An 18701-nucleotide genomic window follows, 5' to 3' on the forward strand; every position below is an offset into this window, starting at 1 on the left:
GCCTTATTCCGGAAAATGGCTCACGACGACGTAGCCGAGCGTGCCGGCCAGGATCGTCACGAAGGAATAGCCGTAGAGATCGATCGACCAGGGTTGCACCAGCATGACGATGCCTCCGCTGATCAGGGTCATCGCAGCCGTCTCCCAGGGGCCGCGCCGGAACCAGCGAGAGACCACGCCTTTGGCGACTGCAGCAGAACCGCTCATTTGCGCACAGCTCCGAAGGTGATGCCGCGCAGCAGGTGCTTGCGCAACAACACGGTGAACAGGACGATCGGCACGACGAACAGGGTGGTGGCCGCGGCAACGGCCGGCCAATCCTGCCCGCCCTCCCCGATGATGAAGGGGATGAAGGGCGGCATGGTCTGCGCCTCGCCGCTGGTCAGGAGAACCGCGAAGGCATATTCGTTCCAGGAGAAGATCAGGCAGAAGATCGCCGTGGCTGCGATGCCCGTGACGGCTTGCGGCAACACCACCTTGCGCAGCGCCTGCAGCCGCGTGTAGCCGTCGACAAGAGCGGCCTCCTCGTATTCGCGCGGGATCTCGTCGATGAAGCCCTTGAGCAGCCAGACCGCGAGCGAGACGTTCACGGCAGTGTAGAGCAGGATCATTCCGAGCCTGGTGTCGGTCAGATTGAGCTGCCGGTACATCAGATAGATGGGGATTGCGACAGCAACGGGCGGCATCATGCGCGTCGAGAGAATGAAGAACAGAAGGTCGTCAGCCAGGGGAATGCGAAAGCGCGAGAAAGCGTAGGCCGCGAGCGTGCCGAGAAAGACGGCCAGGAAGGTCGAGCCGAACCCAATGATCAGCGAGTTGACGAAGCGCGGCACGACCTTCGACGGTCCGGCAATGACCATGTCGCGCTGGCGCACGAGCTTGTCGTACCACGTCTCCGGCGGCGGCAGCTTGGCGATGAAGTCCGGCGTTTGCCGGGTGCGCACGGTGAACAGGTTCACATAGCCTTCGAGAGTCGGCTCGAAGAAAACCTTGGGCGGATATGCGATCGCATCGCTCTGCGATTTGAAGGCGGTGGCGACGATCCAGACCAGCGGCAGGATCGTGATCACGGCGTAGAGGATGACGAGGCTACCCGCCACCATCTTTGCGCGCGGCGACGCTTCGACGATGGAGTGCGCGGAGGACTTGGTGAGGACGGCGGTCATCGTTGCTTCACCTTATTGAGCGCTTTGACGTAGATGTTGGCGGCACCGAACACGGTGACGAACAAGATGATGGCGAGCGCACTGGAATAGCCGGTGCGCCACTTCTCGAACGCCGCGCGCTTCAGCGTGATCGACACGAGCTCGGTGGTCGAGCCCGGGCCTCCGGACGTCAACAGATTGACCATGTCGAACATTTTGAAATTCTCGATCGCGCGGAACAGCACGGCGAGCATCAGGAATGGAACCGTCATCGGCAGCGTGATCGACCAGAACTGCCGCCAGGCCGAGGCGCGATCGACTTCGGCCGCCTCATAGATGTAGTCGGGAATGGAGCGAAGCCCGGCGAGGCAGATCAGCATGACGTAGGGCGCCCACATCCAGGTGTCGACCAGCACGATGGTCCAGGGTGCGAGCGAAACCTGCCCGGTCATGCTGAACGAGCTCGGCGGCACGCCGGTGAACAGACTGATCAGATAGTTGAATGGCCCGATCTGCGGCTGCAGCAGCAGCGTCCAGAAATTGCCGACCACGGCCGGCGACAGCATCATCGGCAGCAGGATGATCGTGGTCCAGAAGCTGTGGCCGCGAAACTGGCGGTTGATCAGGAGCGCTAGGCCGAAGCCAATGACGACCTGAAACGCGACGGACCAGATCACGAACTGCGCCGTGGTCTGCAGCCGGAACCAGACGTCCTCGTCGGTGAGGATGTCGGTGAAATTGTCGAGACCGACGAAGCGCAGCGGAAGATAGGACATGCTGAGATTGAGGCTGGTGAAGGACAGCCGGATCATCCACACCAGCGGAAAGATGTTGATCGCCAGCAACAGCGCGATGGTCGGCGCGACGAACAGCCAGGCGATGGTCCGGTCCGACAGTCCGCGGACAGGTCGCGCAGTGCGAGGTTTGACGGGCTCGCTCATGCCCGGAAATGTAGCATCGTCGGGTTGAAGGATCGTGGTCATCTTGTCCATCGACTGGCTGGCTCGGGTTCCCCGAGGCGCATACGCCCCGGGGTACCGTTTCGGTCGAGGCGAGGCCTAAGACCTATTGCGAGGCGACCTGCTTGCCCTGCTCCTTGAAGACCTTGGTCCAGTCCTTGACCAGGAGATCAAGCGCCTGCTGCGCCGTGCCCTTGTCGGCGACGACGTAGTCATGCACCCGCTTCTGCATGTCGAGCAGCAGTTGCGCGTAGGACGGCTCGGCCCAGAAGTCCTTGACAATGCCCATCGATTCCAGGAATTGCGGCGCGAATGCCGCGCTCTTCGGGAAGTCGGGCGCGTCGACCACCGCCTTCAGCGCCGAGTAGCCACCGAGCTGCCACCACTTCTGCTGCACGGCGGGCTGCGCAAACCACTTGATGTAAGCCAGCGCGTCGTTCTTGCGATCGGAGGTCGCTACGACCGAGATGCCCTGTCCGCCGAGCTGGGTGAAGTGTCCGTTCGGGCCGGCCGGATTGACGAAGAAGCCGATCTTGTCGCCGCCGACATTAGGATCCTTGTAGAGGCCAGGGAAGAACGCGAACCAGTTCATCTGCATCGCCACCTGACCGGACTTGAAGGCGTCGAGCCCCTCCTGCATGTAGGCGTTGGTCATGCCCGGCGCCGTGCAGCACTTGTAGAGCTCCTTGTAGAACTCGAGCCCCTTGGTCGCCTCGGGCGAATTGACGATGCCCTGCATCTGGTACGGCTTCTTGGGATTGTCGTAAGCGAAGCCGAAATTGTAGAGCACGTTGGTCACGCCCATGGTGATGCCTTCGGAGCCGCGCTCGGTGAAGATGTAGGCGCCATAGACCTTCTTGCCGTCGATCTCGCGGCCCTGGAAGAACTCGGCGACCTGCTTCAGCTCGTCATAGGTCTTCGGCGGCGCCAGGTCGCGGCCGTACTTGGCCTTGAACGCGGATTGAATTTCGGGCCGCGAGAACCAGTCCTTGCGATAAGTCCAGCCGACCGCATCCGCCATGGCCGGCAGCGCCCAATAGTTCGGCGAGTTCTTCGGCCACTGCGAATAGCCGACGACGGTCGCCGGGACGAAGTCGTCCATCGAAATCTTCTCCTTGTCGAAGAAATCGTTGAGCTTCACGTACCACTTGTTCTCGGCGGCGCCGCCGATCCACTGACTGTCGCCGATAATCAGGTCGCAGAGCTTGCCATGGGAGTTGAGCTCATTGAGGAAGCGATCGGCATAGCTTGTCCACGGGACGAACTCGTATTTCATCTCGATGCCGGACTGCTTCGTGAAGTCCTTGCCGAGCTCGACCAGCGCGTTGGCCGGATCCCATGCCGCCCAGCACAGCGTGAGCTGCTTACCTTGGGCCGCAGCTTCGCCTCCGCCAAATCCCCCCAGCAGCGCCACCCCAAGAACCGTGGTGGCCGCCGAGCCTCTCAACCAATTGAATGTCCGCATATCCGTTTCCTCTCTCGTTGAAGCATCTAACCCGCTCGGCGCGTCCTGCCGGAACGACGCCAAGACCCTGAAACCGAGTTTGAGGAGCGATGAATGAAGGACGAGACGGACCGCTTCCGGAGACGGCTCCGGAATGGCTTGGGCTCCTCCCACACATCGGCCCGATGCGTGATGTTTAGTTTTTTGTAACACTAAACGTATTACTAAATTTCGGAGATCGTCAAGCCCCGTTGGTCGCGAGTCTGGCGAAAGGCTTACGGCGTTCGCGTGTAAGCGAGATGTTCGCAGTCGCAGCGAAAACGTCGGAAAATTTGCCGAATGCGACCGCCGCTGTCGCCTGCCAGGAGCAATCCAGCCCATCCGAACAGCAGGAGAGTCGGAAGGTCGGCCCTAGCCGCGTGTTTAGCAAACTACTTTACTGAATGTTCAATGAAGCAACTTCGGCGGCGCGAATAGCTCCCTCGTCGTCCGAAATCCGACGATGGCCGCTTCGCGGCTTAGAGCACGCCGGCGACGCGCAGTGCCTGCTCGAGCGCCTGCAACTCACCGCGTGTCGCCACCGGCTGCGGCGGCCGCGCCGCGTCGCACGACAATCGTCCGAGCAGCTTCAGGCAGGCCTTGAGGCGCACGGTCGCGCGTCCTCCGGGCGGGTCGCGGTAGATCGCAACGGCAAGCGGATACAGCTTATCGTGCGCGGCGCGCGCCCGCTCCCAATCGCCGGCTTCCGCAGCACTCCAAAGGCCCACCACGAGTTCCGGGACGACGCAGGCAAGGCTGACCTGGCTGCCGGCCGAGCCGACGATGTAGCTTGTCAGCAAATGCTCGTCGCCCGAGCCGAGCACGACGAAGTCCGGTCGCAGCTTGCGTATCAGCCTGAGGTTCTGTTCGTAGGCCGCAACCTCCCAGCTGCCCTCTTTCACCGCGACGAAGCGGGCATCGGCGACCAGCCGCGTCAGCAGCGGCGGCGCGTAGGCCATGGCTCCCGCGCCGACCGGCGCGGCGTAGAGCATCAAGGGCCCTGTCGTGGCATCGCGGATGCGGCGGTGATGCTCGATCACGCAATCATCGGCATGACCAAGCGCCCAGCTGTTGGGAGGAAACACCAGCAGCCCGTCGGCGCCGGCCTGCTCCAGCGCAGCCGCCTCGCGCGCGGCCTCCAGGCTCGATTCATGGTTGACCCCGGAGACGATCAGGCAGTCCTTCGGCGCGTGCTGACGCGCCAGCTCCACCACGCGCCGCTTCTCGGACAGCGACAGCACGAAGTTCTCGCCGGCGTGGCCGTTGACGAGGAGCCCATTGATTCCAGGCGTAGATGCTACCGAGGTGAGATGGCTTGCGAGCTGCGCCTCGTCGACCTCGAAACCGGGCGTCATCGGCACGATGGTGGCGGCGTGAATGCCGCGCAGGCGGTCGCTGAATGTCCGCATCTTGGCCGATTAATGGATGATCTGATCGAGGAACGTCCGTGCCCGTTCCGACTTCGGATGCTTGAAGAACTGCTCCGGCGCAGCCTGCTCGACCACCTTGCCCTCGTTCATGAACACGATGCGGTCGGCGACCTCGCGGGCAAAGCCCATCTCGTGCGTGACGCACAGCATGGTCATGCCCTCCTCCGCAAGCTTCTTCATAGTCTCCAGCACCTCCTTGACCATCTCGGGGTCGAGCGCGGAGGTCGGCTCATCGAACAGCATGATCTTGGGACGCATGCACAATGCGCGTGCGATGGCGACGCGCTGCTGCTGACCGCCGGAGAGTTGCCCGGGAAATTTCTCCGCCTGGTCCGGAATCCGCACCTTGGTCAGGAAATGCATGGCGAGATCCTTGGCCTCGACCGCACTCATCCCGTTCGCGGTCGTCGGTGCCAGAGTGCAGTTCTCCAGCACCGTCATGTGCGGGAACAGATTGAAGCTCTGGAACACCATGCCGGTGTCCCGCCTGACCGCATCGATGTTCTTACGCTGATGATCGAGCTCGACGCCGTTGACGTAGATCAGGCCCTCGTCGTGCTTCTCGATGTGGTTGATGCAGCGGATAAGCGTCGATTTGCCCGAGCCTGAAGGACCGCAGACCACGATCTTCTCGCCCTTGGCGACCTTGAGATCGACCTCGTTCAACGCGGTGAAGTCGCCATAGTGCTTGTAGACCGCCTCCATGCGGACCGCAGGCAACTCACGGAGCTGCGGCTGCATTGTTGCACTTTCGGCCCTCGCCATCGATGTCTCGCTCATGCCCGAGCCTCCACACTCGCCTGTGCAACCGGCGCGCTCGCTGCGACCCGCCTGGTTTTTGCGGCACTCGATCGACCGAAATGCTTTTCGAGCCGGCGCTGAACCGCGTCCCAGACCGAGGTGAGGATCAGGTAATACGCGGTTGCAGCGGCATAGACTTCGAGGATCTGGAAATGCTCCTGCATCAGCATGTCGCTGCGGCGCATCAGCTCCTCGACCGAGATCACGGAAGCAAGCGAGGTCGCCTTCAACAGCGAGTTGATGGAGTTGCCGAGCGGCGGGATCATCAGCCGGAACGCCTGCGGCAGGGTCACGCGGCGGAACGTGACCCAGGGCGACAGGCTGAGCGCCCAGGCCGCCTCGCGCTGCCCCGCCGACACCGCCATGAAACCGCTGCGCACGATCTCGGCGAGATAGGCCGCCTCATTGAGGATCAGGCCAACGAGCGCGCAGGTGATCACGCTGAACTTGATGCCGAGCTGCGGCAAGCCGCTGTAGATCACGACGAGCTGGATCAGGAGCGGCGTGCCGCGGAAGAACCAGATGTAGAAGCGCGCGGCACCCGCGAGCACCGGATTGGACGACATGCGCAATAGCGCGATGCCCATGCCGAGGATCAATCCGCCGACGACCGCCGCCACCGTCAAGCCGATGGTGACGAGCACTCCCTTCATCAGGAAGTAGTTGAAGAAGTAGCTGACGGCGGCCGTCGGACTGAAAAGGCTCATCGGCTCGTCTCCGTAGGTTTCAGGCCGGACCGGGGCCGGCGATCGCAAGCGGCTGGTCAGCCGGCATGGCGGTCAGACCGAACTTGTCGAACAGCGCCTGATAAAAGCCGTCGGCGCGCATCGTGTTGAGCGCCTTGACGACGGTATCGGCGACCGTCTTGTTGCGGAAACCAAGCGTGGTCCTGGCCGTGCCGAGCCCACTCAGGACTTCCTTCACGCGACCACGGCCGACGAGATCGCGTGCCACGCTGTCGACCAGTAGCGCATTGTCGACCTGGCCCGCGAGCAGCGCGCTAATGACGTTGGTCGCGGTCGGGAACGTCCGCATCTCGACGGCTGCTCCGCCTTTCGCCACGCTGGCATCGCTGAGCTTCTTGAGCCAGTTCATCTGGTAGCTGCTGACCTCGACGGCGGATGATTTTCCGATCAGATCGTTTTCGGTAGCAATTTTTGTGCCGCTGTCGGGTGCGACCACGACCGAGATCGCCTGAATGGCATACGGCACCATGTACATCAGCTTCGAGCGTTCCTCGGTCCAGAACATGCCGGTATTGACGCCGTCGATGCGCGCTGCGCCCAAGGCGGGAATCATCGCCGGAAAATCCATCCGGACGAGTTCGACGGGAAGACACAACCGCTTGCCGAGCTCGGCGGCGAGCTCGACGTTGAGACCTTGCAGCTGACCGTCCTTGTCGACGAATTGCTGCGGCGGGTTGGTCGGGTTGATGGAGAGCTGCAATTTGCCCGGCGCGATCAGATTGTCGTCGGTGATCGCGGGCGTGCAGGCGGCATGCACCGCCGTGGATGCGAGAACGAGTGCGGCAGCCGCACCCAAGCGAAGCAATGTCGAGACCATGGATACCTCCAGTAAGACGCCAATGACCGATACAGTTCCTCGCCCGGGATTCCCCTCGACGCTTATTGGATGCGGCCGGCCGGATCTCGCGACACGGCAGGCAGCATCGGCTTCGACCTGCTCAAGCCGGTCCCGACATCGGCCTGAGCTGGATGCGCATGAAGTTCCTCACCAGGGCTTCGAACGGACCAAAGCCCTTCACCTTCAGGAATTCCGGCGTCTCGAACGCCCACCTGCCCGCGACCTCGTACATCGCGGCATATTTCGGCCCGTCGCCCACCGAGACGAAGCGCTTGGCCGAGAGCCAGCCGGGACAAGCGAGCAGATCGGGAAAATGCTTCTGCTCGTACCAGGCGTTGAACGCAGCCTCGTGCTCGGGATCGATGTCGACCCGCACGATATGGATGAAGGCTTCGTCCGGCATCAGCTCGCCCCTCACGCTAAGTGCGGATGTCGCCGGCCGCGCGCGCCGCGCCGACCGTCGCTGCGATGGCATCGCAGAGCGCGGGCAGAACCGGCAGCAGCGGCGGCCGCGGATCGGCGTTGCGGATCAGGCCAAGGGCCTTCAGCCCGACCTTCATGCGGGTGTGCATGTCCATGATCGGCGCAGGCCCGTAGATGGCGCGGACGATCGGATAAAGCCGATCGTTGACGGCGCGCATGGCCTTGAGGTCGTCTGCGAGCGAGGCCTGCCACAGCGCTACGAATAAATCCGGCGCGAGGCTGACGAGGCCGGAGAGAATGCCGTCGCCGCCGACGGCGAGCTGCGGCAGGAACCAGTTGAAGTTCGACGGTAGGATCGCGACGGAGGGATCGGCCTGCTTCACCGCCCGCCGGTTCTCGTCATAGGCGAGCATGGTGTCGCTGCCTTCCTTGACGGCGATGACGGTGTCGAGTGCGGCGATCTTCGCGAGAGTTTCCGGCGAATAGCCGAAGCCGGATGCCAGTGGGTACTGGAAGATCGAAACCGGAATTCCGATCGCGGAGCTGACTGCCTGCACGAAAGCCAGCGGCGCGCGTGAGGTCGCCGAGGCGCCGCCGCCGAGCGGCGCGGGCGGGAACAGCACGGCGCAATCGGCGCCGGCCGCTTCCGCGAGTTGGGCCTGGTGAATCGCTTCCGCGGTCGAATGCGCGATGATGCCCGCCAGCAAAGGCTTGCCGCCGATCTGCTTGCACGTCCGCTCGATCACAGCCTGGCGTTCGTCGTCCGACAGCGATCCGCCCTCGCCGGCATGGCCATTGACAAACACCGCCGCGACTCCATCCGGACAGGCGCAATAATCCAGCACGCGGGAATAGCCGTCCCAGTCGATCGAGCTGTCGTCTCTGAAGGGCAGCACGGTCGCGACCGTGACGCCGCGCAGATCCGGTTTCTTCCTCGCCTTGCTCATGACGGTTTCCGTCGCGGAAATTTCAGGCTAGCGCGCGCCTTCAGCACTTCGAGGCCGCCCTCGTTACGGGCGCTCGCTTCCCAAATGATGGTGCGGGTCTCGTCGTGCTGCTCGGCGATCCAGACATCGAAGGTGAGCGTGTCGCCGTAGAACACGGGACCTGTGAACCAGAACCGGTCCTCCACCGACACGCCGATGGTGCCGACCAGCTCAGAGGTGAGAATGCTGGTGCAGAGGCCCGCAACCATGATGCCCGGTGCAAGCCTGCGGCCAAAGCGCGTCGCGCCGGCATAGACCTCGTCGACATGGACAGGGCCGAAATCGCCGGTCGCGGCGATGTAGAGCGCGCCATCGGCCTCGGTGATGGTCTTGCTCAGGCTGACCCTCTCGTTGACCTTGAGATCGTCGAAGGATTTTGGCTCGTACATGGCTCAGCCCTTCGCGAAGGGAACCAGCGTTGCGGTGCCGTCCACCACGGTCGCGCCGGAGGGCGACAGCGTGCAGGTGACGCGGCAGACCGCGTCATCGCCGTCGACCGAGACGATCTCGGCTTTGGCCTCCACTGAGTCGCCGACGATCACGGGCGCCGCAAAAGTCAGCGCGATGCTGCCGATCCGCCGCGTGGGCCCACCGAGCTGGCTGAGACAGGTGGTGGCGAGACCGCCGACCGCGAGCTCGAAGGCGACCATGTTCGACGCGCCGGCTTTCTTGGCGCGGACGACATCGACATAGAGACCGCCGAGATTGCCGCTGATGCCGGTGAACATCGCCTGCTCGGCCACCGTCATGGTCTTGCGAAAGGCAAAGGCGGCGCCGAGCTTGAGAGGTGCGTGAGACATCGATCGCTTCCCTAAAGCTGCAGGCCATTCTTGATGGTGCTGCGCGCAACCAGCATGCGATGGATTTCGGAGGTGCCGTCATAGATGCGGGTGACGCGGGCGTCGCGATACATCCGCTCCAGCGGCAGGTCCTTGCTGAAGCCCATGCCGCCGAACACCTGGATGGCGCGGTCGACGACGCGGCCCTGCATCTCCGACGCTGCGACCTTGATCATCGAGACCTTGTCGCGCGCATCCCTCCCCTGATCGATGTCCCAGGCGGCGTTCATCACCATCATCTTCACGCCGAAAATCTCGGTGGCGGAATCGGCGATCAGCTTCTGCACCATCTGGAAATCGCCGATCAACTGGCCGAACTGGCGCCGCTCGCCGGCGTGCCTGCGCATCATCTCCAGCGCGCGCTGCGCCATGCCGACCGCGCGTGCGCCGATATGAGCAAGCCGGATCTGGAGCACGCTCTGCATGATCAGCTTGAAGCCGCCGCCGACCTCGCCGAGCACGGCCGCCTTCGGGATGCGGCAATCCTCGAAGCTCAGCTCGGCATGGCCATAGCCGCGATGGCCCATCATCGGCTGGGTGCGTGCGACCTTGAAGCCGGCCGTAGCTCGGTCGACCAGGAACAGGGTGATGCCGCCGCGGGCGCGCTTGTCCTTGTCGGTCAGCGCCATCAAGATGATGTAGTCGGCGATGTCGCCGTCGCTGATGAAATGCTTGGTGCCGTTGAGCACCCATTCGTCGCCATCGAGATGCGCCGTGGTGCTGATCGACGCGGCGTCGGAGCCCGCGCCCGGCTCGGTGATCGCCATGGCGCAGATCTTGTCGCCCTTCACCGTCGGCAGCAGATAGCGCTCGACCTGATCGCCTTTGCAGGCCATCAGCATCGGATAGACCTGGCCGAACACGCGGCGGATCAGCGCATCTGACGTCTTGCCGAATTCTTCCTCGACCAGGCAATGCTCGATGCAAGTTAGCCCGCCGCCGCCGACATCCGCCGGCATGTTCATGGCATAGAGGCCGAGCTTCTGTGCCTTGGCCTTGGTGACCGCAAGCGCTTCAGCCGGCACCGTGGCCGTCTGCTCCACGACGTCTTCGAGCGGCTGCACCTCGGTCTCGACGAAGCGGCGGACGGTATCGACCAGAAGGCGCGTCTCTTCGGGGATTGAAAAATCGATCATCGCGCCACTCCGACGGCCTTGCCGGCAACCATCGCGTCGATCTCCGCGGCGTCGTAGCCGATCTCGCCTAGCACCTCGCGCGTCTGCGCGCCCAGCCGCTGCGGCACCAGCCGCACCTCGGGCGTCTGCCCGTCATAGCGCGCGGGATGCGCGACCATCCGGATCGGCGCGCCGCCGGCACTCTCCGCGCTCTTGAACACGCCGAGATGGTTGAGCTGGGGATCGGACTCGAGGTCGCGATAATCCTGCACCGGCGCGTGCCAGATCCGTGCGGCTTCCAGCGCGGGCAGCCAATCTGCCGTCGACTTCTGTTTCAGGCGCGCCGCAACGATCCGCGTGATCTCCTCACGCTTCGAAAAGCTATCGCCCTCGCCGAACTGCTTCAGCTCCTCGCTGTCGAGCGCGACGCCGAGCGCCTTGGGCGTGGCCATGGAGATCGCCATGTGACCATCTGCCGTCGCGTGAATGCCATAGGGACCGGGGCTGAACCAGGCCGCGATGCCGGCCGGACCGCGCGACGTCGGCGATGGCGCGCCATTCAGCCATGCCGTCAACGGCTCGACCTGGAGATCGAGCGCGGCCTGATAGAGGTTGACCTCGACGAGCTGGCCCTTGCCGGTCTTCGTTCGCGCGAACAGCGCCGCGAGGATGCTCATGGCATAGAGCGAGGCGGCATGCTGATCGACGATGACGGCCCCGACCGCCGTCGGCTGGCCATCGGCGCGCCCCGTCCGCATCGCAAGACCCGACATCGCCTGGAGCAGGAGATCCTGGCCGGGACGATCCTTGTACGGTCCTTCCGAACCGAAGCCGGTGGCGACCGCATAGATCAGGCCGGGGTTGATTTCCTTGAGCGTGTCGTAGCCGAGACCGAGCTTGGCCATGGTGCCCGGACGAAAATTCTCCATCACGACATCTGACGTCGCGACCAGCTTCTTTACCGCGGCAATGCCGTCGGGATGCTTGAGATCGACCGCGAGGCTGCGCTTGTTGCGCCCCGTGGCCAGATGATTGACGCTGTCGCCTGCGACGAAATGATTGGCGACCGCCCAGTTGCGCTGAAACGCGCCCTCGATCGGTTCGACCGCGATGACATCGGCGCCTAGATCGGCCAGCGTCTGTGCGGCCAGCGGGCCCGCGAGGTAATGATTGAAGCTGAGGATCTTGACGCCGTCGAGCAGATTCATCCGTTCACACCTCAAGCAGCCGCAACCGGCGCGCCGCGCCACACCAGATCGAATGTCTTGACCAGGGCACGCGCGGCCGCATCCTGCGCAGCCGGCAGCGGCAGGCGCGGCGGACGCGGAAGGCCGGCCGCAAAACCCATATGATTGAGCAGCGCCTTGCTGCCGGCGACATAGGCCTGGCCGCCGACGAATTCGATCACCGGCAGGTATTTCAGATAGAGTTCGCGCGCTTCCTTGATCGCGCCGTGGTCGGCCACGAGGCTGAAGATGCGGGCCATCTCCGCCGGGACGACGTTGGAGGCCACGGCTACCCAGCCCTGCGCGCCCTCGACGAAGGACTCGAAGCCGAGGATGCCGCCGAACACGGTCATCCGGTCGCCGCAGAGACGGATGATGTCGCGCACCCGCGTCACCTCCAGCGTCGACTCCTTGATGTAGAGACAATTGTCGATCTTGGCGATGCGCGCCACGAGATGTGGCTTGAGATCGACATTCGCGGTCGCCGGATTGTTGTAGACCATGATCGGCAGCGAGATCGCATCGGCAACCGTCTTGTAGTGATGCACCAGTTCGTCGTCGGTCGGCGTCGAATAAAACGGCGGAATGATCATGACGCCGTCGGCGCCCAGTTTCTCGGCACGACGGCTGAGGCGCACCACCTCGCGCGTGTCCTCCGCGCCGGTTCCGATCAGCACCGGCACGCGCCCCGCAGCCTGGCGAATGACGACTTCCGCAACGAGCGCCTTCTCGTCATCGTCCATGGACAGGAACTCGCCGGTCGAGCCGAGCGGGATCAGCCCGTGGATGCCCTGCGCGATCTGCCAGTCGACGAAGGCGCGCAATGCCGCGACATCGACCTCGCCAGCTGCCGTGAACGGGGTGATCATGACGGTGTAGGTGCCGCGGAACGTCTTCATCGCGGTAATGCCGGGCGCTCGGGTGAATCCAGACGCCGCGGGCAGACTGCGGAATATCCGCAGTTCTTATGCAAACGTTTGCATAAATGGCTCTGCATTGGGCAACACCATCCATTTTTTGAGCTTGATCCGTGTAGAATAAGCTCATAGCGTTTCTGCAATCGTTTGCAGTCTATCGGCAGGTTGGATGAGCGTCACGCTCAAAGATGTGGCACAGGCGGCCCGCGTTTCAGTCAGCACGGCTTCCCGGGCGCTGACGGGAACCGGCCTGACCAGCGAACGTACGCAGCAGCGCCTGTTGCGCATCGCGCGCGAGCTCGGCTATCGGCCGAACCCGATCGCGCGCGGATTGAAGACCGGGCAGTCGCGGCTCGTTGCTCTTCTCGTCCACAATCTCACCAACGCCTCGTTCCAGGTGATGGCCGAAGTGGTGCAGGCGCGCCTGAAGGCGCTGGGCTATCAGATGCTTCTGTGCATCGGCGGCGACGATCCGCAAGCCGAGAGCGACACCCTCACCACGCTGGTCGATCATCGCATCGACGGCTTGATCGTGGTGCCTACAGGCAAGAACGGCGCGCAGCTCGAGACGCTCTCCAAGGACGTGCCGATCGTCTGCCTGGTGCGGCGCGACGATGCGACCGATCTCGAGACCGTGCTCGCCGACGATCCGCAAGGCGCTTATCTGGGCACGCGTCATTTGATCGAGCTCGGGCACAAGCGCATCGGGCTGATCGTCGGTCGTCAGGACACCACGTCCGGCCGCGAACGCTTGTCCGGCTATGTCCGCGCCCTGCGCGAGGCCGGCATCGCCAGGGACGACACATTGATTCATGCCGGCCACTACGTGCCCGAAACCGGCGCGACCTGCGCGCGCAAGCTGCTCGACCTCCCCCGCCCGCCCAGCGCGATCTTCGTCGCCAATCACGAGGCAACGCTCGGCGTGCTTCGCGTCACCGCGGAACGGAACATCGCCGTTCCCGATGATCTCTCGCTGCTCTGCTATGAGGACATGCCGTGGTTCGAATGGCATCGCCCGGCGATCAGCATCGTCGACAACGGCGCGCGCGATCTTGCCAATCTCGCCGTCGACCGGCTGCTGCATCGCATGGACGCCAAGGGAAATAGCAAGGGCAATGGCAGTGATGGCGTGCGCGAATATCGCGTCGGCGCGCGGCTGGTCCAGCGCGACTCCTGCCGCCAGATCGACGCACCAGCTCCTGCGAAATCCGGCAAGTCCAAATCGTCTTCATCCAAATCGTCTGCAGCCAAGTCCGCGAAGGTCTGATCGATGCCCTATGTCGAAGTGCTCGCCCCGCCAGTCCCATCCGAGCGCAAGGCCGCGCTGGCGCGGTCGGTGACCGACGGCCTGATGTCGGCGTTCGGCGTCACCGCTGATACGGTCACGCTCTATTTCCTGAACATTGCGCCCGACGACTACGCCCACGCCGGCAGGTTCGGCGCGGAGGCCACCGGTCAGCGCATCCTGCTCAAGGTCCACGCCTTCCGCCGCAGCGAGGCCGAGCGGCGCGCTGCCGCCATCGCGCTGACCCGCGCCGTATGCAGCGCTTATGGCGTGCCGGGCGACGACGTCGCGGTCTACTTCTGCGATCGCGACCGCAGCGAAGTCTCCCACGATTCCAAGCTCGCCAGCGACTGACGGGGAGCACGCCATGGACCGCTTCTACAGCCAAGACCAGAAAGCCCTGCGCGAGACCGCCCGTCGCTTCGCAGAAGCGGAGATCCTGCCGCGCGCTGCGGCGATCGATCGCGAAGACCGCTTCGACCGCGTGCTCTACAAGGGCATGGCCGATCTCGGCCTGTTCGGTATCTGCCTGCGCGAGGGCGCCGGCGGCGCCGGTCTCGATGCGGTGGCGGCCTGCATCGCGATGGAGGAGCTGGCGCGCTGCTCCGGCGCGGTCGCCAACGCCTTCGCGATTCCGGTCGAGGCCGTGCTGTTCTTCGATCATCACGGCACCGAGGCACACAAGGCGCTGATCCCAAAAATTCTGAGCGGCGACATCATTCCCGCGACCGCCGTCTCCGAGCCCGATCACGGCTCCGACGTCGCTGGTATCCGCACCAACGCGGTACGCGAGGGCAGTGGCTGGCGGCTCAACGGCACCAAGGCCTGGGTGACGCTCGGCGGCGTCGCCGACCGCATCATGGTGTTCGCGCGCACCGGCGCAGACGCGGGCCACCGCGCCATCTCCTGTCTTCTCGTCGACGGCGCCCTGCCCGGCATCGCGCGCGGCAAGAACGAGGAGCTGCTCGGCATGCACGGCCTCGACGACTGCCAGATCACCTTCTCCGACGTGCGCCTGCCGTCGGACAGCGTGATGGGGCCGGAGAACCAGGCCTTCAAGATGGCCATGAGCAATTTCAACTTCAGCCGGCTGATGATGGCCTCGATGGCGCTGGGCATGGCGCAGGCCGCGTTCGAGGACGCCACGACTTACGCCAAGGACCGCAAGCAGTTCGGCCAGGCCATCATCGGCTATCAGGCGGTGCAGTTCATGCTCGCGGACATGTCGACCGACATCGCGGCTGCGCGCCTGCTGATCCATCACGCCGCGCGCCTGCATGATGCTGGCGAGCCAATCGCCAAGGAAGCGGCACAGGCCAAGCTGTTCACCACCGACATGGCGATGAAGCACGTCTCCAACGCGCTGCAGATCCACGGTGGCAACGGCTATTCGCGCGAGTACCGCATCGAGCGGATCTTCCGCGACGTTCGCCTCGCCCAGATCTACGAAGGCACCAACCAGATCCAGCGGCTGATCATCGCCCGCCAGGTCGAGAAGGAGGTCGCGTGAGGGCATGCTGAGCATCATCACAGCGGCGGAGGCCGCCGGCCTCATCCGCGACGCCGACACGCTGATCGTCGGTGGCAATGGCGGCACCGGCGCCGCCGAAGCCATTCTGGATGCGCTGGAACGGCGTTTCCTCGGCGGCCAGGGCCCGCACAATCTGACGCTCATCAACATCACCGGCGTCGGCGCCGTGACCGAGAAGGGCCTCTGTCATCTCGCCCATGAAGGCCTGATCGCGCGCGTCATCGGCGGCAATTTCGGGCTCCAGGTGCCGTTCATGCGCCTCGTCCGCGACGAGCTGATCGACGCCTACAATTTCCCGCAAGGCGTGATGAGCCAGCTCTGCCGCGCCATGGCCGCCAAGCATCCCGGCGTGCTCACCCATGTCGGCCTCAACACCTACATGGACCCGCGCCAGGATGGCGGGCGCATGAACAAACGCACCACCGCGCCGCTGGTCGACCTGCTCGAGCTGCACGGCCAGTCCTGGCTGCTCTACCGCGTCCCCGCTCCCCCCGACGTCGCCATCATCCGCGGGACCTCGGCCGATGAGGACGGCTATATCAGCATGGAGCACGAGGGCACGACGCGCGAGGATCTGTCGATTGCGCAGGCCGTGCACAACGCCGGCGGCACCGTGATCTGCCAGGTCAAGCGCATCGTGAAGCGCGGCTCGATCCATCCGCAGATGGTGAAGATCCCGGGCTTCCTGATCGACCATGTCGTGCTCGAGCCCGAGCAGATGCAGACCTACGGCACCGCCTATGACCCGGCGCGCTGCGGCGAGACGCGGGTTCCGGAGGCGATGATCACGCCCGATCCGCTCACCGAGCGGCGGGTGATCGCCCGCCGCGCCGCTTTCGAATTGCGCCCGCGCGACGTCGTCAATCTCGGCGTCGGCATCTCCGCGATGATCCCCAATGTCGCCGCCGAGGAAGGCATCTCCGACCTGATCACGCTGACGGTGGAATCCGGCGTGGTCGGCGGCGTGCCCGGTCACGCGCGCGAATTCGGCACCGCCATCAACCCGCGAATCATTCTCGACCAGGCCTATCAGTTCGACTTCTACGACGGCGGCGGCCTCTCCTGCGCCTTCCTCTCCTTCGCGGAGGTGGACGTATCAGGCAACGTCAACGTCACCCGCTTCGGCGAGCGCCGCGACGGCTCCGGTGGCTTCATCGACATCACGCAGAACGCCAAGCGGCTGATCTTCAGCGGCACCATGACCGGCGGCAAGTTCGACATCGGCGTCGAGAACGGCCGCCTCGCGATCCGGCGCGACGGCGCTTTCCGCAAATTCGTGCCGCAAGTCGGCCAGATCAGCTTCAGCGCCTCACTCGCCGCGCAGCGCGGCCAGCACGTCAGCTACGTCACTGAGCGCGCCGTGTTCGAGCTGGAGAACGGACACGTCACCCTCGCCGAGATCGCGCCTGGCGTGCGGCTGGAGGAGGACATTTTGGCCCATATCGGCTTTCGCCCACGCATCAGCCCGCAACTGAAAGACATGGACCCGCGCATCTTCCGCTCCGGGCCGATGGGGATTGCGCAGAGCTTCAAGGCGCTCCCGGCGCGGCCACGGAAGGTCGCCTGAGGGACCAGCATGGACACGAGCGCCCCGACCAATCTCCGCTACGAAGATATCGCGCTCGGCGCGGAGTTCGAGACCGCCGTGCACACCGTGACGGAGGCCGATATCGCGGTTTTCGCCGACGTCACGCGCGATCATCATCCGCTCCATGTCGATGGCGCCTATGCGCGCTCCCGCGGCTTTCCCGCGGTGATCGGCCATGGCCTGTACGGCCTGTCGCTGATGGAAGGGTTGAAGTCGGAGCTGAAGCTCTATGAGGAGACTTCGGTCGCCTCGCTCGGCTGGGACGGGGTCAAATTTAGGGGACCCATCGTCGCCGGCGATCGCTTGCGGGTGCGCTTCCGCTTCGTCGAGAAACGGCCGACCAAAAACCCCGCGCGCGGCATCGTCGTCGAGACGCTCGACCTCCTCAACCAGCGCGACGAGGTGGTGACCGCGGCGCGCCACATCTCGCTGATCCTGACCCGGCAAGCCGGTGCTGCGGCGGCCACATGACGAGACAATGAAGAAGACTTTGGGCCGGAGAACGGCTCCTCTTCCACCCACGATTTGATCGGAGTATTCGGATGCGATTTGTAAGAACCTTCTCCGCCCTCGTCCTGCTGGCCGGCTTGACGCAGGCCGCCGGAGCCCAGACCTGCACGCCGAAAGTGCCGGCCTCGAGCCTGATCGAGGCGCCGAAATGGCAGATGTCGATCAACCCGACGCTGCCGCCGCAGCAATTCGTCGACGACAAGGGCGAGCTGCAGGGCCTCAACGTCGAGCTCGCCCGCGAGATCGCCAAGCGCATCTGCGTCGAACCGGTGTTCCTGCGTATGGACTTCCCGCCGATGATCCCGGCGCTGCGCTCTGGCCGCTTCGATGCCATCAACACCGGCCTGTTCTGGACCGAGGAGCGCTCCAAGATGCTTTACCTCGTTCCTTATGCCCAGCAGGCGATCAGCATCTACACCGACCCCTCCTCCAGCCTGAAGCTGGAGAAATTCGAGGACCTCGCCGGCCGCGTGGTCGGTGTGGAATCGGCGACCTACACCGAGCGCAAGGCGCGTGAGTTCAGCACGGCGATGGAAGCCAAGGGCTTCAAGCCGATCGAGCTGCGCACTTTCACCACCGTCACCGCCACCTCCGCGGCGCTGCGCGCCGGACAGCTCGAGGCCGCGCTCAACATCAACGAGACCGCCAACTCGCTCGAGCAGAAGGGCATCGCCAAGATCTGGGTCCGCGACATCGCGGGCACCGACATCACCTTCGCCTTCCGCGACAAGCTGCTGGCCCAGGCCGTTGCCGAGGCACTAACGGCGATCCGCACTGATGGCACCTATGACAAGCTGTTCGACAAGTTCGGCATGACCAAGCTGAAGGCGACGACGTTTGCGATCCGTGGGGATGGGCCGACGAATTGACAAGCAAGCG

At 64.3% G+C, this 18701-nt stretch carries 21 protein-coding genes; 6 read left to right on the plus strand and 15 right to left on the minus strand.

The window, feature by feature from the left end; genetic code table 11:
* Nucleotides 1–3: 3 nt before the first annotated feature.
* The 15 genes from ACNJYA_RS24080 to dapA form a co-directional block, all read right to left on the minus strand.
* Nucleotides 4–207 carry a hypothetical protein gene (locus tag ACNJYA_RS24080; RefSeq protein ID WP_172784539.1) on the minus strand — a complete coding sequence of 68 codons (204 nt, stop codon included), beginning with the start codon at nt 205–207 and terminating at the stop codon, nt 4–6.
* Nucleotides 204–1166, minus strand: coding sequence for a carbohydrate ABC transporter permease (locus ACNJYA_RS24085; protein WP_172784538.1), 963 nt, complete (start codon nt 1164–1166; stop codon nt 204–206). Before ACNJYA_RS24085 ends, ACNJYA_RS24080 begins: the two co-directional genes overlap by 4 nt.
* Nucleotides 1163–2137, minus strand: a complete 975-nt coding sequence (locus tag ACNJYA_RS24090) for a carbohydrate ABC transporter permease (RefSeq protein ID WP_172784537.1) — start codon at nt 2135–2137, stop codon at nt 1163–1165. Before ACNJYA_RS24090 ends, ACNJYA_RS24085 begins: the two co-directional genes overlap by 4 nt.
* 73 nt (nt 2138–2210) lie before the next feature.
* Complete coding sequence (locus tag ACNJYA_RS24095) at nt 2211–3569, minus strand: ABC transporter substrate-binding protein (RefSeq protein WP_172784536.1); 1359 nt, start codon at nt 3567–3569, stop codon at nt 2211–2213.
* 497 nt (nt 3570–4066) lie between these two features.
* Nucleotides 4067–4996 (minus strand): dihydrodipicolinate synthase family protein, encoded by a 930-nt coding sequence (locus ACNJYA_RS24100; protein ID WP_439400808.1) that lies wholly within the window; start codon nt 4994–4996, stop codon nt 4067–4069.
* 9 nt (nt 4997–5005) lie between these two features.
* Complete coding sequence (locus ACNJYA_RS24105) at nt 5006–5797, minus strand: amino acid ABC transporter ATP-binding protein (RefSeq protein ID WP_439400809.1); 792 nt, start codon at nt 5795–5797, stop codon at nt 5006–5008.
* On the minus strand, nt 5794–6525 hold the full coding sequence (locus tag ACNJYA_RS24110) for an amino acid ABC transporter permease (protein WP_172784534.1): 732 nt from the start codon (nt 6523–6525) through the stop codon (nt 5794–5796). Before ACNJYA_RS24110 ends, ACNJYA_RS24105 begins: the two co-directional genes overlap by 4 nt.
* A gap of 19 nt (nt 6526–6544) precedes the next feature.
* Nucleotides 6545–7381, minus strand: a complete 837-nt coding sequence (locus ACNJYA_RS24115; RefSeq protein ID WP_260383149.1) for an ABC transporter substrate-binding protein — start codon at nt 7379–7381, stop codon at nt 6545–6547.
* A gap of 121 nt (nt 7382–7502) precedes the next feature.
* Nucleotides 7503–7805, minus strand: a complete 303-nt coding sequence (locus ACNJYA_RS24120) for a hypothetical protein (RefSeq protein ID WP_439400810.1) — start codon at nt 7803–7805, stop codon at nt 7503–7505.
* Nucleotides 7806–7821: 16 nt separating this feature from the next.
* Complete coding sequence (locus ACNJYA_RS24125) at nt 7822–8772, minus strand: dihydrodipicolinate synthase family protein (protein WP_439400811.1); 951 nt, start codon at nt 8770–8772, stop codon at nt 7822–7824.
* Nucleotides 8769–9200, minus strand: coding sequence for a MaoC family dehydratase (locus ACNJYA_RS24130; protein ID WP_172784530.1), 432 nt, complete (start codon nt 9198–9200; stop codon nt 8769–8771). The genes ACNJYA_RS24125 and ACNJYA_RS24130 overlap by 4 nt, the downstream gene beginning before the upstream one ends.
* A 3-nt stretch (nt 9201–9203) precedes the next feature.
* Complete coding sequence (locus tag ACNJYA_RS24135; RefSeq protein WP_439400812.1) at nt 9204–9611, minus strand: MaoC/PaaZ C-terminal domain-containing protein; 408 nt, start codon at nt 9609–9611, stop codon at nt 9204–9206.
* 11 nt (nt 9612–9622) lie between these two features.
* A complete protein-coding gene (locus tag ACNJYA_RS24140) occupies nt 9623–10786 on the minus strand; it encodes an acyl-CoA dehydrogenase family protein (protein WP_439400813.1) in 1164 nt (387 codons plus the stop codon).
* On the minus strand, nt 10783–11973 hold the full coding sequence (locus ACNJYA_RS24145; protein WP_212256580.1) for a CaiB/BaiF CoA transferase family protein: 1191 nt from the start codon (nt 11971–11973) through the stop codon (nt 10783–10785). Before ACNJYA_RS24145 ends, ACNJYA_RS24140 begins: the two co-directional genes overlap by 4 nt.
* Nucleotides 11974–11984: 11 nt before the next feature.
* Nucleotides 11985–12890 (minus strand): 4-hydroxy-tetrahydrodipicolinate synthase, encoded by a 906-nt coding sequence (gene dapA / locus ACNJYA_RS24150; protein ID WP_260383143.1) that lies wholly within the window; start codon nt 12888–12890, stop codon nt 11985–11987.
* 187 nt (nt 12891–13077) lie between these two features.
* Here dapA and ACNJYA_RS24155 point away from each other — a divergent pair, with 187 nt between their 5' ends.
* The 6 genes from ACNJYA_RS24155 (at nt 13078) to ACNJYA_RS24180 (ending at nt 18691) form a co-directional block, all read left to right on the plus strand.
* Nucleotides 13078–14175, plus strand: coding sequence for a LacI family DNA-binding transcriptional regulator (locus ACNJYA_RS24155; protein ID WP_212256584.1), 1098 nt, complete (start codon nt 13078–13080; stop codon nt 14173–14175).
* Between the two features lie 3 nt (nt 14176–14178).
* A complete protein-coding gene (locus ACNJYA_RS24160) occupies nt 14179–14547 on the plus strand; it encodes a tautomerase family protein (protein ID WP_172784524.1) in 369 nt (122 codons plus the stop codon).
* A 13-nt stretch (nt 14548–14560) separates the two neighbouring features.
* Nucleotides 14561–15703 carry an acyl-CoA dehydrogenase family protein gene (locus ACNJYA_RS24165; protein ID WP_439363551.1) on the plus strand — a complete coding sequence of 381 codons (1143 nt, stop codon included), beginning with the start codon at nt 14561–14563 and terminating at the stop codon, nt 15701–15703.
* Nucleotides 15704–15707: 4 nt separating this feature from the next.
* Complete coding sequence (locus ACNJYA_RS24170) at nt 15708–17291, plus strand: acyl CoA:acetate/3-ketoacid CoA transferase (protein ID WP_439363552.1); 1584 nt, start codon at nt 15708–15710, stop codon at nt 17289–17291.
* A gap of 9 nt (nt 17292–17300) precedes the next feature.
* On the plus strand, nt 17301–17783 hold the full coding sequence (locus tag ACNJYA_RS24175) for a MaoC family dehydratase (protein ID WP_271511798.1): 483 nt from the start codon (nt 17301–17303) through the stop codon (nt 17781–17783).
* A gap of 71 nt (nt 17784–17854) precedes the next feature.
* A complete protein-coding gene (locus ACNJYA_RS24180) occupies nt 17855–18691 on the plus strand; it encodes an ABC transporter substrate-binding protein (protein WP_439363553.1) in 837 nt (278 codons plus the stop codon).
* The last annotated feature ends 10 nt before the right edge of the window (nt 18692–18701 follow it).

The organism is Bradyrhizobium sp. BLXBL-01 (genome assembly GCF_051853025.1).
Lineage (GTDB): Bacteria > Pseudomonadota > Alphaproteobacteria > Rhizobiales > Xanthobacteraceae > Bradyrhizobium.

What these genes read in the sequence shown, in the direction of transcription:
- ACNJYA_RS24080 (WP_172784539.1), bottom strand. Translation starts at nt 207, where the DNA reads ATGAGCGGTTCTGCTGCAGTCGCCAAAGGCGTGGTCTCTCGCTGGTTC.
- ACNJYA_RS24085 (WP_172784538.1), bottom strand. Translation starts at nt 1,166, where the DNA reads ATGACCGCCGTCCTCACCAAGTCCTCCGCGCACTCCATCGTCGAAGCG.
- ACNJYA_RS24090 (WP_172784537.1), bottom strand. Translation starts at nt 2,137, where the DNA reads ATGGACAAGATGACCACGATCCTTCAACCCGACGATGCTACATTTCCG.
- ACNJYA_RS24095 (WP_172784536.1), bottom strand. Translation starts at nt 3,569, where the DNA reads ATGCGGACATTCAATTGGTTGAGAGGCTCGGCGGCCACCACGGTTCTT.
- ACNJYA_RS24100 (WP_439400808.1), bottom strand. Translation starts at nt 4,996, where the DNA reads ATGCGGACATTCAGCGACCGCCTGCGCGGCATTCACGCCGCCACCATC.
- ACNJYA_RS24105 (WP_439400809.1), bottom strand. Translation starts at nt 5,797, where the DNA reads ATGAGCGAGACATCGATGGCGAGGGCCGAAAGTGCAACAATGCAGCCG.
- ACNJYA_RS24110 (WP_172784534.1), bottom strand. Translation starts at nt 6,525, where the DNA reads ATGAGCCTTTTCAGTCCGACGGCCGCCGTCAGCTACTTCTTCAACTAC.
- ACNJYA_RS24115 (WP_260383149.1), bottom strand. Translation starts at nt 7,381, where the DNA reads ATGGTCTCGACATTGCTTCGCTTGGGTGCGGCTGCCGCACTCGTTCTC.
- ACNJYA_RS24120 (WP_439400810.1), bottom strand. Translation starts at nt 7,805, where the DNA reads ATGCCGGACGAAGCCTTCATCCATATCGTGCGGGTCGACATCGATCCC.
- ACNJYA_RS24125 (WP_439400811.1), bottom strand. Translation starts at nt 8,772, where the DNA reads ATGAGCAAGGCGAGGAAGAAACCGGATCTGCGCGGCGTCACGGTCGCG.
- ACNJYA_RS24130 (WP_172784530.1), bottom strand. Translation starts at nt 9,200, where the DNA reads ATGTACGAGCCAAAATCCTTCGACGATCTCAAGGTCAACGAGAGGGTC.
- ACNJYA_RS24135 (WP_439400812.1), bottom strand. Translation starts at nt 9,611, where the DNA reads ATGTCTCACGCACCTCTCAAGCTCGGCGCCGCCTTTGCCTTTCGCAAG.
- ACNJYA_RS24140 (WP_439400813.1), bottom strand. Translation starts at nt 10,786, where the DNA reads ATGATCGATTTTTCAATCCCCGAAGAGACGCGCCTTCTGGTCGATACC.
- ACNJYA_RS24145 (WP_212256580.1), bottom strand. Translation starts at nt 11,973, where the DNA reads ATGAATCTGCTCGACGGCGTCAAGATCCTCAGCTTCAATCATTACCTC.
- dapA (WP_260383143.1), bottom strand. Translation starts at nt 12,890, where the DNA reads ATGAAGACGTTCCGCGGCACCTACACCGTCATGATCACCCCGTTCACG.
- ACNJYA_RS24155 (WP_212256584.1), top strand. Translation starts at nt 13,078, where the DNA reads ATGAGCGTCACGCTCAAAGATGTGGCACAGGCGGCCCGCGTTTCAGTC.
- ACNJYA_RS24160 (WP_172784524.1), top strand. Translation starts at nt 14,179, where the DNA reads ATGCCCTATGTCGAAGTGCTCGCCCCGCCAGTCCCATCCGAGCGCAAG.
- ACNJYA_RS24165 (WP_439363551.1), top strand. Translation starts at nt 14,561, where the DNA reads ATGGACCGCTTCTACAGCCAAGACCAGAAAGCCCTGCGCGAGACCGCC.
- ACNJYA_RS24170 (WP_439363552.1), top strand. Translation starts at nt 15,708, where the DNA reads ATGCTGAGCATCATCACAGCGGCGGAGGCCGCCGGCCTCATCCGCGAC.
- ACNJYA_RS24175 (WP_271511798.1), top strand. Translation starts at nt 17,301, where the DNA reads ATGGACACGAGCGCCCCGACCAATCTCCGCTACGAAGATATCGCGCTC.
- ACNJYA_RS24180 (WP_439363553.1), top strand. Translation starts at nt 17,855, where the DNA reads ATGCGATTTGTAAGAACCTTCTCCGCCCTCGTCCTGCTGGCCGGCTTG.